This is a genomic window from Micromonospora zhanjiangensis (assembly GCF_042650605.1).
Classification (GTDB): Bacteria; Actinomycetota; Actinomycetes; order Mycobacteriales; family Micromonosporaceae; genus Micromonospora_J; species Micromonospora_J zhanjiangensis.
Genome location: NZ_JBHSBN010000016.1, coordinates 77,892 through 93,847, shown reverse-complemented (window position 1 = coordinate 93,847; position 15,956 = coordinate 77,892). Strand labels below are relative to the sequence as shown.

The window sequence follows — 15,956 nt, the reverse complement described above, 5'->3', positions numbered from 1 at the left end:
GAACTGCACATGATCATGAGTGTGGGAGGTCCGGATGGCGACACCCGGCATTTCCCGGCGTGCGACCGGGTTGACGCGAAGATACGATGAGACTTCTGTCCGTAGTGGAGGGACCGGCCGGGACGCATGCGACGAGTGGTGGCTGGTGACGAGCGACCGCCGGGGTGGACCCGCGGCAGGTGGCTCGTCCGGATCGCACTGCGACTCGTCCTGCTCGCGGTGGCGGCCGCCGCAGGCTACCTCGCCCTTGCCGCGTTCAGCCCCGCCGCCTCCGCCGACCCGGGCGCCGGAATGCCGGCCGGCCCGGGCGTCGGAGCCCGGTCCGGCGCTGTGTCGGACCTTTCGCGCCGCACACCCCACGGTGCCTGCTCCGCGCGTCCGACCTGCGCTCCCGGCGGTCCGCGTACAGCGGTGGGGAAGGGCCCGACGTCCGTTCTGGATCGCGTCCTGGCCGGTCTGGACCGCATCCCGGCCGGGAAGGGCACCCGTCGCCTCCCGGGCCAGGACGGCACACCGTCCGTTTCGGACCAGGGTCCGGTCGGTGCCGCCGGGTCACCCGGTACGGCTCGTGGCGCCGGAGGCGACCGGCCCCGTCCCGACCCGCCTTCCACCGCACCGCACCGGGTCGCGGCCGTGGTGGAGCCGGCTGCCTCCCCGCTGAACGCCGGTGGCCGCGACAGTGTCGCGCCCGTGGCGGAGCCGGCTGCGTCCGTGCTGAACGCCGGTGGCCGCGACCGGGTCGTGGCCGTGGACCGGGTTGCCGGCCTGCTGTCCGGGACGACCGGACCGGTGCAGGGCACCGGCACCGCGACCGACGATCCGGTCGGGAGCGCGATCGACCTGCTGCTCCCACCGGTGCTGGGGCCGGTCGGGGTGGTCGGCGGGGTGGCCGGCCTGATCGAGGGTGCCGGTGGCCTGGTTTCCGGCGCGGTCGATGACGTGACCGACGATGTGACCGACGTGGTCGACGATGTCGTCCTGATCGGGCCCGCGACGCTTGACGGCACGCTTCCGGGGGGTCGGTTGCCGCCGCCCGCCCCGCCGCCGCTGCCGGAGTTCCCGGTCCACGTGGTGCCCGTACCGCCCTCCGTGGCGGTCGTGTCGCTCGTGCCGGCCGGGTCGGACGCACCACCGTCGGGCCTCGCGCCGGCTGGGCCGGCGGCGATCCCGGGTACGGCCGGCGAGACCGCGGCGAGCGTCGCGGGGGCCGGGCCGGACGGGGTGCTCTCCGGTGGTGGGCACCCGGCGGCGCCGGGTCACCTGCCGGACCCGACCGACCACGAGACCACCGGGCAGCGGGCCGCCGCGAACGCCGCCGGCCAGGCCCCGCCGGCGGCCCTGGCACCGCATTCCGGATCCGTCGACCATCCGGCCGGCCGGACCCTCGCCCGATCCGCCGAACCGACCCGGTCCGGTCGTGCCCAGGGCGTACTGTCCCGACCCGGCTGAGTCGACCGGCGGCCGACCTCGGGCCGCCCTCGCCGTTCCCGCCGCGTGACCGCCCGCCCGCCGGGCCGCCGGTACCACGCGCTGCCGGGAACCCTTCCGTCGCTGCCGGCCGGAGCCTCCGCGCTCGCGTCCAGTGCCCGGCCACCGGCGGATGCCAGTCGTGACCAGTCGTGCTCGTGTTCGGCCCCGGCGTGTCGTACCCCGGGTGCCGGTGTCGCCGGAGTTCGCGTTCCGAGAAACGGAGATGGCTTCGTGGTCCGCATTGTGATCATCGAAGGGATGGGTCTGCTACGTGGTGCCCTGCGCGCCGTACTGTCCGGTGAGGACGACCTGGAGGTGGTCGCCGACCTGGCCGACTGCGTCGGGATCCTCGACGTGGTGGCCCGGCAGCGGCCCGACGTCGTGGTCGTCGACCTGGACCTGCCGGACCGCGACATGCCGGTCGTGGTCGGCCGGCTGGCCGACCACGCGCGGAACGTCGCGGTCCTCGCGCTCAGTGCCCAGCGCAGCCCCGAGGCCCTGCAACGGGCGCTGCACGGCGGCGCCCGTGGTTTCGTCAGCAAGGACCTGCCGCCGTCGGAACTGGTCCGGGCGGTCCGGCTGGTGGCCGCCGGGGAACGGGTGATCGATCCGGCGATGGCGGTGGCCGCCCTCAACCCGCCGACGAATCCGCTCACCGCCCGCGAACGGGAGGTGCTGCGGGCCGCCGCCGAGGGGCTACCGCTGCGGGAGATCGCCCGCCGGTTGTTCCTCGCCTACGGCACGGTCCGCAACCACCTGTCGGCGATCCTGCGCAAGACCGGCGCGCGCAACCGGCTGGAGGCGATCCGTCGTGCGCAACGCGACGGTTGGCTCTGACACCGGGTCCGGTCTGGTCCAACCCGCCCCCGCCAGCACGTTTCCCCGGTGTGCGGGCGGGGCATCATCAGCGCGCTGGGCGCATCGTGGTGGCGGTTTGTCCGGCGGGCCGTTCTCCCCCGACCGGGTGACGGACGGAACCGGCAACGATGTGTTTAAATGCGTACGGACAGTGATATCTCTGCGCAAAAAGCACCGCTGCGAGGACCCGCACCGCTCATCGACCAGCACGGGAACAGGGGAGAGGTTGATCCGGACACTGCTCGCCCTCGACGGCGCACTCATCCGCGGCGCGATGGCGTATGTGCTGAGCACCCAGGAAGACATCGACGTCATAGCCCAGCTCGACCGGGGCGATCGCATCGTCCCGGCGCTCCGGTCGATCCGGCCGGACGTGGCCGTCGTCGACCTCGCCCGGTACGACGCCGACCAGGAGTCGGATCACACCTGCTGCGTCGACCTGCCCTGCCGAGTGCTGGTGCTCGCCGAGCCCCGCCAGTCCCGGGTGCTCGGCGACGCGCTGCGCAACCGCCGGGACACCCTGGGCTTCCTCGGCAACGACGTATCGCCCGAGCGGGTGGTGGAGGGCGTCCGCCGGCTCTCCCGCGGCGAACCGGTGGTGGACGCGGACCTGGTGGTGGCCGCCCTGACCACGTCCAGCCCGTTGACCGAACGGGAGTCGGAGGTGCTGACGATCGCGGCGGACGGGCTACCCGTTGTCGAGATCGCCGACCGGCTGGCGCTCAGGCCGGGCACGGTGCGCAACCACCTGGCCCGGATCGCCGGCAAGACCGGCGCCCGGACCCGGATCGAGACCGTCCGGATCGCCCGCGACAAGGGCTGGATCTGACCCGGGCCGGGCACCGGTGTCCGGTGCCACCGGGTCGGCTCCGCGCTGCCAGTGGCCGACCAGGTCCCGGTAGGTCGCCGACCGGGCGAACACGTCGTCGTGCCGCCCGAGGACCGGCGGACCGCCGTCGACCAGCAGCACCCGGCCGGCCCGCAGCGCCGAGCTGATCCGGTGTGCCACCACCACCAGCGTGCCGGGCCGGTCGGCGAACGCCCGCTCGGCGCGGGCCTCGGCGGGCGCGTCCAGGTGACAGGTCGCCTCGTCCAGGATCACCAGCGGCGCCGGCGACAGGTACGCCCGGGCCAGCGCCACCAGTTGCCGCTCACCGGCGGACAGCGTGCCCGGGTCCACCGTGCCGGCCAGCCCGCCGACCCGGTCGACCAACCGGTGCAGCCCCAACCGGTCCACCACCGTGGCCACCTCGTCGGGGTCGGCGGTCGGCCGCAGGTAGCGCAGGTTGTCGCCGAGCGAACCGGTGAAGACGTACGCCTCCTGCGGGATCAGCACCCGTCGGGCGGCCAGCTCGGCCTGGTCCCGTCCGGCCACGTCGGCGCCGTCCAGCCGTACCGTCCCGGTCTGCGGCGCGAGCAGGCCGGCGATCAGACCGGCCAGGGTGGACTTGCCGGCGCCGCTGGGACCCACCACGGCCAGGTGCTCCCCGGCCGCCAGGTCCAGGTCGAGGTCGCGGAACACCGGCCGGGCATGCGGCCCGTACCGGAAGGTCAACCCGGACAGGCGCACCGCGCCCGCGCCCGCGCCGCGCGGACCGGCCCGGGGCGGCTCGGGCGGGGGTGCCGGGGCGGGTGGCGACGCCGAGGCGGTGAGGATCCGGTCCAGGGTGACGGCGAACCGCAGGCCGCCGGTGGCCACGCCCTGCACCAGCGAGTGCAGGGCCGGGTGCAGGGCGGTGGAGACGTACACCAGGGCGCCGAGGATCGCGCCTGGGGTGAGTCCGTGCCGGACCAGGGCGGGCGCCCCGAGCACCAGCACGGCGAGCGGCAGCCAGCCACCCACCGCGAGGGTGAGGCTGCGCAGGGCGGCCATCCGGGCCAGTCGGCGTTCGGCCGTCGCCTGGGCCCCCACCAGGGCGCCGACCGCGGCGGTGACCTCGTCCTGCGCGCCGCAGGCGACCACGTCCCGGTGCCCGGCCAGGGCACCACCGGCCGCGGCGCCGAGGCATTCGTCGGCCCGCACGTAGGCGCGTTGGGCGGCGGCCATCGTCGGGATCGCGCAGCCGAACAGGACGAGTCCGACCAGCAGCGGCCCGGCGACCAGGGCGGCGACGGCCGGGGCGAGGGAGAAGAGGCCGACCAGCGCCGCGCCGGTGGTGAACACGAAGCCGCGGACCACCATCACCAGGCCGCCGAAGGTGTCCCGGACGATCTCCACCTGGTGGGTCAGCCGGGCCACCGCGGCGGTGTCCGGCCGACCGCCGGGCGCCGTGGAACGCCGCAACGCCCCGCCGACCACCCGTTCCACCAGGTCGTCCCGGAACGGTTCGACCAGGTCACCGAGGCAGGCATAGGTGCGGCCGGTGCCGACCGCGCCGACCAGCACCGCGCCGGCCAGGACGGCGAGCCAGGCCAGCCCGACGGTGGGCCGCCCGGCGAGGAACCCGTCGTCCACCGCCCGGGCGGTCAGCGCACCGACCAGCAGGGTGGGCACCGCCTCCGGCACGGACCAGCCGGCCAGCCGGCGTACCGCCCGGGCCCGCCGCCGCACCGCGCCCAGGGTGTACCGACCGACGCCCCGCAGGCCCTCGTCCGTACCGGCCGGGTCCGCCTCGGCGCGCGCCCGGCTCATCCGGGCCGCCCGGCGGGCTCGCCCGCCGGCTGGAAGACGGCCCGGTACGCCGGGTCGGTCCACAGCCGCGCGTGGCTCGCCAGCGCTCGCAGCCGGCCGTCGTCCAGCCAGGCGACCAGATCGGCGGCGGCCGCCGTGGTGGCCCGGTGGGTGACGATCACCCGGGTACGCCCGTCGCCGTGTTCGGCCACCGCCCGGGCGATCCGGTACTCGGTGGCCGTGTCCACGCTGGACGTCGCGTCGTCCAGCACCAGCAGCCGCCCGCCGTGCAGGGCGCGGGCGAGGCCGAGCCGTTGCGCCTCGCCGCCGGACATCGGGGCGTCGGCCAGTGCGGTCCGGTAGCCGTCCGGCAGCCGTTCGGCGAAGCCGTCGACGGCGGCGGCCCGCGCCGACCGCCGGACCCGGCCCAGTCGCCGCCCCGGATCGTCCGCGGCGCCGGCCGGTACGCCCAGGTCGATCACGTCGGCGACGGTGTCACCGACCAGCACCGGCCGTTCGAAGCCGTAGCCGACGGACCGGCGCAGCTCGTCGTGGCTCAGCCGGTGCAGCGGCACCCCGTCGAGGCGGACCTCACCCTCGTCCGGGTCGCGCAGCCGGCCGGCGACCGCCGCGAACGTGGACTTGCCCGCGCCGGAGGCGCCCACCACGGCGAGCGCCCGGCCGCCCGGCAGGTGCAGGTCGACCCGGTGCAGGACGGTACGCCCGTCGGGTGCCCGGACCGTCACCGCGTCGAAGGTCAGCGTCCCGGCACCCGTGGCCGGCACCCGCGCCGGGCCGTACGTCCGGGTCGGCTGGGCGAGCACCTCGGCGATCCGGCCCGCGCCGGCGCGGGTCCGTACCAGGCGGTTGAGGGTCGCGGTGACCGCGCCGAGGCCGGTGCCCAGGGCGGCGTACTGGACGGCGGCGACGAGTTGTCCCGGGGTGAGCCAGCCGGCGGCCACCGACCAGCCGCCCACCGCCACCACGGCCAGGCTCAGCAGCGGGGCGACCGCGGCGTTGCGGCCGGCCGCCCGGGCCAGGGTCTGCCAGGACCGCCGGCCGTGGCCGCGCAGCAGCGGCAGCGGCACCAGGATCCGGTCGATCTCGGCCGGTACGGTGCCGGCGGCGGCCACGGTCCGGTGTCCGGCGACCGCCTCGTGCAGCCGGCCGGCGATCAGCCCCTGGGTGCGTTGGTAGCCGGTCATCGCCGCGGACGCGTCGGTGACGAAGGCGCGCATCAGCACGGTGAGCAGCACCAGCCCGGCCACGAAGGTGATCCCGAGCAGCGGCTCGATCAGGGTGAGCGCGACCAGGCTGCCGACCGGGGGCAGCACGGCGACCAGTCCGTACACGACCGTGCTGCCGGCCTGACCGGCGTCGGCGGCCTGACCGACCAGCCGGGCCACCAGGTCGCCGACCGGATGCCGGCCGGCGGTACGCGGGTCGAGCGCGAACACGTGCCGCAGCAGTTGGTGGCGCAGCCGGGCGGTGGCCCGCGCGGTGCCCGTACCGGCGGCGAGGTCGCCCAGCGTGTCGGTGCCGGCCAGGACGGCCACCAGGGCGCACGCCGCGGCCGGCCACCAGCCGGGGGAGCCGTCCAGCGCCGCGTCCACGGCCCGGCCGAGGGCGGCGGGCAGCAGCAGTTCGGCCGCCGCGCCGAGCAGCGCGGTGACGCCGAGCAGCACCGTCCACCCGCCGCCGGCCCGGACGGCCCGGCGCAGCAGGCGATCGCTGCCGACGGTCACGGTGCTCCTCCTCGTCGTGGGAACGCGGACGGCCCCGGGCGGGGTCTGCCGCCCCGCCCGGGGCCCGGGCCCGTCCCGGGGACCGTTGTCCGATCCCCGGGACGGGCCGCAAATACGAAGGTCAGTTGCAGGTCGTCACCGAGAGCGAGCTGTCGCCGCAGAGCAGCAAGCTCGCGCGGCTTCCGCCGCCGCCCCCGCCGCCGCCGCGCTCGGTCATCTCCAGGCCCTGCAGGTCCAGAAGCACCATGGTCCTTACCGCCTTTCGGTTTGTTCGGACTTCACCCTCGCGGTCGCGAGGGGAGCTTGGTCGCGCCGGTCAGCGGCGCGAGGAAGGGGAGCCGTACCGGCTCGTCGTGCCGGGCCGCGCCCAGCGCCAGCAGCACCCCGGCGGTGCCGGTGGCCAGGTCCATCGACAGCCGCAGCAGTTGCTCGCCGGGGAAGGCCAGGTGCCCCCGGTACGGCAGGGCGTGCCAGGCCAGCCGGCGGACCTGCGCGTCGAGTTCGCGCCGGTCGGCGACGGTCCGGTCGGAGTCGGTCCGGTCGGCGTCGGCCAGCCGGAGCCGGTTCGCCAGGTACGCGATGATCCCGGCCCGGCCGGCGAACAGGCCGGACTGCACGTACAGCGGTGAGCGGGCGGCCCGCCGGATCGCCGCGGCGGCCCGGTCGAACTCCTCGTCCGGGCGGTGGGCCAGGTACTGGTCCAGCACCAGCCCGATCCCGACGCTGCCGTGCGCCAGGTACGGCATGGTGCGCCAGCCCTCGTCGACCTCCATCGCGCCGTCCGGGCGCACCACGCACCGGCGCAGGTCCCGGCGCAGGGCGGTGGCCGCCCGGTCGAGCTGCGCCGCGTCGCCGGTCAGCTCGTACAGCCGCAGGAACAGCAGCGCCGGTCCGGTGTGTCCCCGGGTGAGCCCGGCCCACGGGTGCCGGCCGCCGCTGACCGGGCCATCGGTGTCCGGTGCCTCGATCTGCGTGGCGACCAGGTCGGCGGCCCGCCAGGCGGCGTCGCGCAGTCCGGTCTCGCCGGTCCGGCCGGCGAACTCGGCCAGGTTCAGGGCCACCCCGGACAGCCCGCTGACCAGGTCGTGGTTGAGGTCCTCCCACGGCTGCCGCAGGCACAGATCCAGCACGTCCAGCGCCTGCTGCCGCCGGTCGAGGTGCTCCAGCGCGAACGCCACGCCGTGCAGGCCGTCGTAGAAGCCGGGCCGGCTGCCCGACGGCGGGTTCAGCGCCCGGCGGACGAGCCACTCCTCGTGGTCGGGGAACCGGCCCGCGCCGGTGGCGGCGAGGGCGAGGAGTACGCCGGCCGCACCGTGGCCGAGGTTGAGCCCGCCGGCCCGGAACTGCTCGATGTCGCCGGGGAACAGCCGGTCGTCCCGGTCCGGGGTGGCCGTCGCGAGGATCGCTCCGGCCAACGTGGACCGCAGCGCCGGCCAGCCGTCGCGACCGGCGTCGAAGGCCGCGAACGGGTCCGCGGCCGCCGTGTCCGTGAGCTGCGCGGCCGCCGTGTCCGTGAGCTGCGCCGTGGGCTGCGCGGCCGGCGTGTCCGTGGCCGCCGCGTCGGTGGGCTGCGCGGCCGGCCCGGGTACACCGGTGATCTCGCGGACCGCCTCGTCCAGGAACCCGGGCGGGACCGGGAAGTTCGCGGCGATCACGGCCGCCAGGTGGGCGGCCTTCGCCGGCACCAGCCGGAGCACCTGGGTCAGCGGCAGGAACAACGCGAGCCGTAGGCAGGCCAGGGCGTACCGGTCGACGGCGAAGCCGGTGCGGTCGCGCGGTGCGGCGAAGCCCTGGTTGCGCAGGCCGGGTCGGCGGGCCTCGGCCACCGGCGCGGCGACCTCGAAGTCCACCAGCGCGACGGTGTCGTCCGGCCGGACCATGACGTTGAACAGGTGCAGGTCGCCGTAGACCACGTCGTGCCGGTGGATCGCGTCGACGGCCGCCTCGACCTGCCGGTGGATGCTCAACGCCCAGTCCGTGTAGTCGGCCAGGTCGGCCGGGGTGGCGTCCGCGTCGGTCAGCGGGTAGCGCTCGACCAGCACCCGGTTCAGCGGCCGGCCCTCGATGAACTCCATGGCCAGGAAGTGGTGGTCGCCGAGGGTGAACTCGTCGTGCACCCGGGGCACCCGGGTCACGTCGGCGAGCCGGCGCAGCATCTCGCCCTCCCGGCGCAGCCGGGTGACCGCGTCGGTGCCGGCGGCGTCCAGCCCGGCGTACGGGCGGCCCTCCTTGAGCACCACCTCGGTGTCGGTACGGGTGTCCCGGCCGACGTAGAGGCCGCCGCCGTTGGAGAAGTGGATCACCTTCTCGATCCGGTACGGCAGGTCGGTGGTGCTTGTCGCGTTGCGGGCGGCCAGGTGCGGGGCGAGGAAGTCCGGCAGCGTCACCCAGTCGGGCACGTGGAACACGGGGTCCCGCCGGTCGGGCACCAGCGTGCCGTCGCCGTCGGCGATCGCCGGCACCACCTGCCCGTCCTCGGACAGGCAGTAGCGGGCCGCGAAGCCGCCGTAGCGGACGTACACCGGGCCGGCGCCGTAGCGCAGGTCGCTCAGGATGTACGGGCCGGGTTCGCCGTCGAGCAGTTCGGCGAGTTCCTTGCAGACCAGTTCCAGCTCGGCCTCGTCCCGCGGGTAGACGGTGACGAACTTGCCGCTGGAGCCGCGCCGGGCGTACTTGGCGTTGCGCAGCAGCAGCATCCGGGGGCCGCGGAGGAACTTGAACGGCAGGCCGCGCGGGACGCAGTAGTCGTACACCCGGTCCAGCACCCGGGCGGCGTTGTCCAGGCCGGCCGAGACGTGCACCTTCCAGCCCTGCTGCGGCAGCGTCCCGTCGACCGGACCGTAGATCAGCCAGTCGTCGTTCGGCTCGCGCCGCCAGCCCTCGGGCACCGGCCGGTCCGCCGCGGCCCACCCGGTGGTACGGGCGGTGGTGTTGGTGGGGGAGTCGTAGAACAGCGGGTCGATCGCGCAGTACGTGTCGTAGCGCTCGTCCACGTTCACCCTCCGTCCGGGTCCGCCGCGTCTCCGTTCTGCCATCGAGTCTCGTCCCCGGGACTCCACCACAGCTAGTGCGGTTAGTCATCACGGTGGGTGAAGGACGCACGGCCTGGTCTGACAAATGTCATGCCGGCCCGTGCGGACGTCACCGACGCCCCGGACCGGCCCGGTCACCGGCCGGCGGACGTGGTCAGCGGTACGGGTGCAGCAGCCGCAGCACGGCGGCCGGGTCCTCGACATGCGCGTTGTGGCCGAGGTCGGCCAGCGTGGTCGCCGGCGCGCCCAACCCGGCGAGCTGGGCGTCGGTGACCATCGGGTCCCGCTCGCCCCGGGCCAGCAGCACCTGGGCGGCGCAGTCGGCCAGCAGCGCCGGCAGGTCGGGGGCTCCGACGGCGAAGGCCGCCGGGTCCATCGCCAACCGCCAGCCCTCGTCCTCCTCGCGCAGTCCGGCGTCGACGATCGGGTCGTCCCCGTCGACCAGGCCGGTCAGCCCGGACACCCGCAGGTAGCGGGACGCGGCCTCGGCGCGGGTGGCGTACCGGGCGACCGGTCGCCGGGCGAGCGCCTCGGCCCGGGCCAACTCCTCGGCCGTCCAGGCCACCTTGACGCCGAGCGCGACGACCGCCGCCACCGGCAGGTCGAACCGCCGCCCGGCCAGGGCCAGCCCGACCGCGCCGCCGAGCGAGTGGCCGAGGACGACCATCCGGTCGTCGACCGGGAGCGTCTTGGCGATCCGCTCGGCGAGCGTCAGGCAGGAGTACTCCGGCAGCGGCTCCGACCCGCCGTGCCCGGGCAGGTCGACGGCCAGCCAGCGACCGGGCCAGCCGTGCGTCAGCAGCGGCCGGGACGGGTTCCACACCTCGCCGGTCGCCCCGAGGCCGTGCAACAACAACAGCAACCGCTGGCCGCTTCCACCGCCGCGGAGCCGCACGTCGCCGGTCATGCCAGCAGTGTCCCACCGGCCCGGCCCTCCGCGCGACGGTCAAGTTCGTCGATGCCCGGGTCCTTCGCCCGGTGCCGGTCCTACCGGCGGCGGGCCGCGACGAACATCTGCCCGCCGAACAGCCGCCAGGCCGGTCGCAGCCGGAGGTAGAGCCGGACCTGCCAGGGGCGGATCCGGACCGGCGCGCCCTTCACCGTGTACGGCAGGAAGCGGGGGATGACCTCGTGCGGTTCGAAGCCGCCCAGTCGGAGTCCCTCGACCAGGCTCAGGTGGGTCAGCGGCAGGTGGTGGTCGAAGTAGTCCCAGTACCGCCCGCCGACGTAGCGCAGATTGGGCATGAGGACCAGCAGCCGGCCGCCCGGCCGCAGCACCCGCCGGCACTCGGCGAGGGTGCGCAGCAGCGCCTTCTTGTCGGGCAGGTGCTCGAAGAAGTTCGAGGTGAACACCGTGTCGACGGAGTTCGACCCGACCTCGGGCATGTCGTCGCTCGGGGCGAGGACGACCCGGGCGTCCCGGGCGAAGCCCGCCGTGTCGGGGTTCAGGTCGACCGCGATCTTGTGCCGGGCGCGGCAGGCGTTGACGAACTCGCAGGAGCCGGCGGCCAGATCGAGCACCGTGTCGTCGGCCTCCACGTACCGGTCGAAGAAGCCGCGGCAGAGGGCGTCCCAGAGCAGGCGCTTGGTGGCGAGTTCGGCCGGGCTGAACCGGCCGGCGTACAACCGGGCGAGGTCGATATCGGAGAATTGCTCATACTGGCCTATAACATCCATCCAGGAATAATAGTGTGGAGAAGCGTTATAACCACTCCTTCAGGACTTAGAGTGATACGGGGTCGACCGAGCGGAGGGGTGGATGACCATCGCGGAACGCGAGCAGACGACGCCGTTCAGCCGGGACGTCGTGATCGTCGGCGGATGCGGGCGGGTGGGCCTCCCGCTGGGACTGGCCCTGGCCTCGCGGGGCCTGTCGGTGACCCTGTTCGACATCAACACCGCCGCCGTGGCGTCGGTCAACGCCGGGGTGATGCCCTTCGCGGAGGACGGCGCCGACGCCCTGCTCGGCGGCCTGCTCGCCGAGGGACGGCTGGTCGCCTCGACCGACGCCGCCGCGGTGGGTACCGCCGAGATCCTGGTGGTCGTCGTCGGGACGCCGGTGGACGAGCACCTGAGCCCGGACCTGGCGGCGGTGCCGCAGGCGATCCAGCGGTGCGCCGAGCACCTGCGGGACGGGCAGTTGCTGGTGCTGCGCAGCACCCTGTATCCCGGCGTGACCGCCTCGACCGAGAAGCTGCTGGTGCAGCTCGGTGTCGAGATCGACGTCGCGTTCTGCCCCGAGCGGATCGCCGAGGGACGGGCGCTGACCGAGCTGTTCGACCTGCCGCAGATCGTCTCCGCCCGTAGCGACCGGGCGCTCGGCCGGGCGGAGAAACTGTTCCGCCACCTCACCGACGAGATCGTGGTGCTGGAGCCGGAGGAGGCGGAACTGGCGAAGTTGTTCACGAACACCTGGCGGTACGTGAAGTTCGCGACCGTCAACCAGTTCTGGATGATGGTCAACGATTTCGGACTCGATTTTGCGCGGATCCGGAACGCGATCACCCACGGTTATCCGCGGGCGGCCGACATGCCGATGCCCGGCTTCGCCGCGGGGCCGTGCCTGTTCAAGGACACCATGCAACTGGCGGCCTTCCACCGGAACAACTTCGTGCTGGGGCACGCCGCGATGATGATCAATGAAGGGCTGCCGGCGTATCTGGTGTCCCGGTTGGAGGCCCGGTTCGACCTCGCCGCGTCCCGGGTGGGGATCCTCGGCACGGCCTTCAAGGGCGGCAGCGACGACCCGCGGGAGAGCCTGGCGTACAAGCTGCGCAAGCTCCTGCTGCCGAAGGCGGCCCAGGTGCTCTGCACCGACCGGTACGTCCGGGACGAGCGGCTGGTCGACCTCGACCGGGTGCTCGCCGAGTGCGACCTGCTGATCATCGGCGCGCCGCACCGGGAGTACGCCGACCTGGTCACCGACCGGCCGCTGATCGACATCTGGGGACTGACCGGACGGGGCGTACGGGTATGAGGCCGCAGGTCTCGGTGGTGATCCCGGTCTGCGACGAGGGCGCGGCCATCGTCGGTTGCCTGGACCGGATCCTGCGGGACGTCACGCTCCCGGCGGAGATCCTGGTGGTGTACGACCGGCCGCAGGACACCACGGTGCCGTACGCGGACCAGGTCGCCGCGCGGGACGCGCGGGTGCGTACGGTGCTGAACACCCACGGCCCGGGGCCGGCGCAGGCGATCCGGTTCGGGATCGACGCCGCGGTGGCGCCGGTGGTCGCGGTCACCATGGCCGACGGGTCGGACGACACGCGCCAGATCGACGACCTGACCCGCCTGGTGGAACGGGGCGTGGTGGTGGCCGCGGCGTCCCGCTACATGCCGGGCGGTCAGCAGGTCGGCGGGCCCCGGCTCAAGCGGATGCTGTCCCGGTGCGCCGGTCGCAGCCTCTACCGGCTGGCCGGGGCCGGCACCCGCGACGCCACGAACAACTTCAAGGCCTATTCGGCGGAGTTCGTCCGCGCGGTGGGCATCGAGGCGCGGACCGGGTTCGAGATCGGACTGGAGCTGACCGCCAAGGCGACCCGGTTGCGCCTGCCGGTGGCCGAGTTGCCGACGATCTGGCTGGACCGCCGGTTGGGCGAGTCCCGCTTCGACCTGGGCCGCTTCCTGCCCGGCTACCTGCGCTGGTACCTGTTCGCGTTCGGGCGACCGTTGACCGCCGAGGCGCTGGCCACGCGGCGACGCCGCCGGGCGGACACCGGACCGGTGTCGGGCCCCCGGTCACCGGCGCCCGCCGAGGACGCCGAACTACTCGGGCACACCTCGTCACGTTAGGAATCGCTGTGGGAAGAGTGCTGGTCACCGGCTCGGCCGGGTTCATCGGTGGTTACCTGGTGCAGGAGTTGCTGGCGCGTGGCCACGAGGTGACCGGGCTGGACAACTTCTCCAAGTACGGCCCGGTCGCCCGGTCGTACGACTGCCATCCGCGCTACCGATTGGTGGCCGGCGACGCCCGGGACGTCGACCTGTTGACCGACCTGCTGACCGACTGCGACCACCTGGTCGCCGGTGCCGCCATGATCGGCGGCATCTCCTACTTCCACGCCTACCCCTACGACCTGCTCGCCACCAACGAGCGGATCATGGCGGCCTCCTGTGACGCGGCGATCCGCGCGCACCGCGACGGGCGGCTGCGAAAGGTCACCTACCTCTCCTCGTCCATGGTGTTCGAGTCCACCGACCGGTGGCCGTCGAAGGAGGGCGACGAGCGCCTCGTGCCGCCGCCGATCTCCTCGTACGGCTTCCAGAAGCTGGCGGTGGAGTACTACGCCTGGGCGGCCTGGGAGCAGTACCGGCTGCCGTACACGATCGTGCGCCCGTTCAACTGCGTGGGCGTCGGCGAGGGGCGTGCCCTCGGTGAGGTCGAGGTGCTCTCCGGCAACGTGAAGCTGGCCATGTCGCACGTCGTGCCCGACCTCGTGCAGAAGGTGGTCAAGGGCCAGGACCCGCTGCACATCCTGGGCGACGGCCACCAGGTGCGCCACTACACGTACGGCGGCGACCTGGCGCGCGGCATCGCGACGGCGATGGAGCACGAGGCGGCCCACAACGAGGACTTCAACCTATCCACCGCCCGGTCGACCACGGTCCGCGAGTTGGCCGAGGTGATCTGGCGCAAGATCAAAGGTCCGGGATCGCCGCTGCGCCTGGTCTGCGATGACCCCTACGACCATGACGTGCAGAAACGGGTGCCGGACGTCACCAAGGCCCGCGATCTGCTGGGCTTCGAGGCCACCACCGCCCTCGACGGGATGCTGGACGAGGTGATCCCGTGGGTCACCCGCGCGGTCCGCGAGGGACGACTGTGAGCGGCGGCACCGCCGTACGACCCGGGCGGCGGACCGTCCGGGTCCGCCAGTTCGACCTGCGCGGCGCCGCCGACCGGTTGTGGCTCGTCGACCCGGGACGACCCGTCCCCTGGACGCGCTGGTTGCTCGCGGTGCTGGCGGTCGGCGGCGGTACGGTGCTCAGCCTGCTGCGGCAGGCCGGTGCCGGGGCGCTGGACACGCTCTGGGCCGAGGACGGCCGGGTCTTCCTCGCCGACGCCGCCGCCCGTTCGACGCTCGACGCGCTGGCCACCCCGTACGGGGGATACTTCAACACCGTCCCGAGACTGCTCGCCGAGGTCATGGTGTGGTTTCCCGCCGACCGGGCGGCCGCCGTGGCGGCCGTCGAGGCGGCGGTGGTCACCTCGGTGCTGGCGCTCGTCGTCTTCACCGCCTGCCGGAGCCACCTGACCGAGGTGCCGTTGCGCCTGCTCGTCTCGGTGCCGATGGTCGTGGTGCCGGTGGGCATGGCGGAGGTACCCAACTCGATCTCCTACCTGCACTGGCCCCTGCTGTACACCAGCCTGTGGATGTTCGTCTGGGTGCCGGCCAGCCGGACCGGTCGGCTGGTCGCGACCGCCGTCGTGGTGCTGACCGTCCTGAGTGACCTGCTCGCCCTGGTCTTCGTGCCACTGGCCGTGGCGCGGTGGTACGTCCGCCGCGACCGGCACAGCGCCCTGCTCGCCGGGGTGCTGGTGGTCGGCCTCGGCCTCCAGTTCGGCACCATGGCGTTGGGCGTCAACCAGCGCGGCCCCGCCTTCGCCCCGCCCCGCCCGGATCCGGTGTGGGCGTTGCTGGAGTTCGTGCTGCGACCGGTGCCGCAGGCGGTCCTGGGCGAACGGCTGGTGTCCGGCCGGATCGACGCGGGCTACCTGCCGGTCGCCATGCTCGGCTGGCTGGTCGTGGCCGCCGTCGTCGTGGTCGCGCTGCGGCGACTCAGCCGGCCCGACTGGCCGCTCGCGGCGGTGTTGGCCGGCGGAGCCCTCGCCCTGTACGTCGAAAGCCTGATCGGCGGCGGGCAGAGCATCGTCCGGTACGCCGTGGCGCCCGCGCTCATGACGCTCGCCGCGCTCGCGGCCCTGGTGCGACCGGCGCGCGACGACCGGCCCGGGCGGTGGAAGTCCGTTCCCATGTACGCGTTGGTGGGGCTGCTGACCGTGGTGTGCGCGGTCAACCTCCGCACGCACAACGCCCGGGCGGACGGTCCGCCCTGGCACACCACCCTGGCCGAGGCCCGGGCCGTCTGCGCGGGACTGCCCCCGGACGCCGTGGTGCGGGTGCCCGTGCCGCCGGGACAGGTCGCCGTCCTGCCCTGTCCCTACCTGCGTCGCGGCGCGGCCCGACCGGCACGGTGACCGTCCGGTCCCGGCGGGCACGGTGACCGGCCGGTCCGGCG

At 74.3% G+C, this 15,956-nt stretch carries 12 protein-coding genes and 1 pseudogene; 7 read left to right on the top strand and 6 right to left on the bottom strand.

The genetic code is table 11. The features are described from left to right. Nucleotides 1-690: 690 nt before the first annotated feature. The 3 genes and pseudogenes from ACFOX0_RS21695 to ACFOX0_RS21685 form a co-directional block, all read left to right on the top strand. The gene (locus ACFOX0_RS21695; RefSeq protein WP_377548938.1) at nucleotides 691-1,449 is read left to right on the top strand and encodes a hypothetical protein; all 759 of its coding nucleotides are present in this window, start codon (nucleotides 691-693) and stop codon (nucleotides 1,447-1,449) included. Nucleotides 1,450-1,701: 252 nt separating this feature from the next. Further along, entirely contained in the window at nucleotides 1,702-2,307 is a 606-nt protein-coding gene (locus ACFOX0_RS21690) for a response regulator (RefSeq protein WP_377548936.1), read from the top strand. A 295-nt stretch (nucleotides 2,308-2,602) separates the two neighbouring features. After that, nucleotides 2,603-3,076 (top strand): annotated as a pseudogene (locus ACFOX0_RS21685) (LuxR C-terminal-related transcriptional regulator); the annotation flags it as partial. Here ACFOX0_RS21685 and ACFOX0_RS21680 read toward each other — a convergent pair. The 6 genes from ACFOX0_RS21680 to ACFOX0_RS21655 all read right to left on the bottom strand — a co-directional run bounded on the left by ACFOX0_RS21680 (nucleotide 3,017) and on the right by ACFOX0_RS21655 (nucleotide 11,393). Next, nucleotides 3,017-4,960, bottom strand: a complete 1,944-nt coding sequence (locus ACFOX0_RS21680; protein WP_377548933.1) for an ATP-binding cassette domain-containing protein — start codon at nucleotides 4,958-4,960, stop codon at nucleotides 3,017-3,019. The pseudogene ACFOX0_RS21685 and the gene ACFOX0_RS21680 overlap by 60 nt on opposite strands. Next, on the bottom strand, nucleotides 4,957-6,684 hold the full coding sequence (locus ACFOX0_RS21675) for an ABC transporter ATP-binding protein (RefSeq protein ID WP_377548930.1): 1,728 nt from the start codon (nucleotides 6,682-6,684) through the stop codon (nucleotides 4,957-4,959). The genes ACFOX0_RS21680 and ACFOX0_RS21675 overlap by 4 nt, the downstream gene beginning before the upstream one ends. Nucleotides 6,685-6,805: 121 nt before the next feature. Beyond that, nucleotides 6,806-6,931 carry a SapB/AmfS family lanthipeptide gene (locus ACFOX0_RS21670; protein WP_377548927.1) on the bottom strand — a complete coding sequence of 42 codons (126 nt, stop codon included), beginning with the start codon at nucleotides 6,929-6,931 and terminating at the stop codon, nucleotides 6,806-6,808. A gap of 31 nt (nucleotides 6,932-6,962) precedes the next feature. Beyond that, nucleotides 6,963-9,677, bottom strand: coding sequence for a class III lanthionine synthetase LanKC (gene lanKC, locus ACFOX0_RS21665; RefSeq protein ID WP_377548925.1), 2,715 nt, complete (start codon nucleotides 9,675-9,677; stop codon nucleotides 6,963-6,965). A gap of 193 nt (nucleotides 9,678-9,870) precedes the next feature. Further along, nucleotides 9,871-10,623, bottom strand: a complete 753-nt coding sequence (locus ACFOX0_RS21660) for an alpha/beta fold hydrolase (RefSeq protein ID WP_377548923.1) — start codon at nucleotides 10,621-10,623, stop codon at nucleotides 9,871-9,873. An 80-nt stretch (nucleotides 10,624-10,703) separates the two neighbouring features. Then, on the bottom strand, nucleotides 10,704-11,393 hold the full coding sequence (locus ACFOX0_RS21655) for a class I SAM-dependent methyltransferase (protein WP_377548920.1): 690 nt from the start codon (nucleotides 11,391-11,393) through the stop codon (nucleotides 10,704-10,706). 82 nt (nucleotides 11,394-11,475) lie between these two features. On the opposite strand from ACFOX0_RS21655, the gene ACFOX0_RS21650 reads away from it, so the two are divergent. The 4 genes from ACFOX0_RS21650 to ACFOX0_RS21635 are packed head-to-tail and all read left to right on the top strand — an operon-like array spanning nucleotide 11,476 to nucleotide 15,915. Next, nucleotides 11,476-12,693: a nucleotide sugar dehydrogenase gene (locus ACFOX0_RS21650; RefSeq protein WP_377548918.1), complete on the top strand. Its 1,218-nt coding sequence runs from the start codon at nucleotides 11,476-11,478 to the stop codon at nucleotides 12,691-12,693. Further along, nucleotides 12,690-13,508: a glycosyltransferase family 2 protein gene (locus ACFOX0_RS21645; protein WP_377548916.1), complete on the top strand. Its 819-nt coding sequence runs from the start codon at nucleotides 12,690-12,692 to the stop codon at nucleotides 13,506-13,508. The genes ACFOX0_RS21650 and ACFOX0_RS21645 overlap by 4 nt, the downstream gene beginning before the upstream one ends. A gap of 8 nt (nucleotides 13,509-13,516) precedes the next feature. Then, a complete protein-coding gene (locus ACFOX0_RS21640; RefSeq protein ID WP_377548913.1) occupies nucleotides 13,517-14,542 on the top strand; it encodes an NAD-dependent epimerase/dehydratase family protein in 1,026 nt (341 codons plus the stop codon). Continuing rightward, complete coding sequence (locus ACFOX0_RS21635) at nucleotides 14,539-15,915, top strand: hypothetical protein (RefSeq protein WP_377548911.1); 1,377 nt, start codon at nucleotides 14,539-14,541, stop codon at nucleotides 15,913-15,915. The genes ACFOX0_RS21640 and ACFOX0_RS21635 overlap by 4 nt, the downstream gene beginning before the upstream one ends. Nucleotides 15,916-15,956 lie beyond the last annotated feature (41 nt).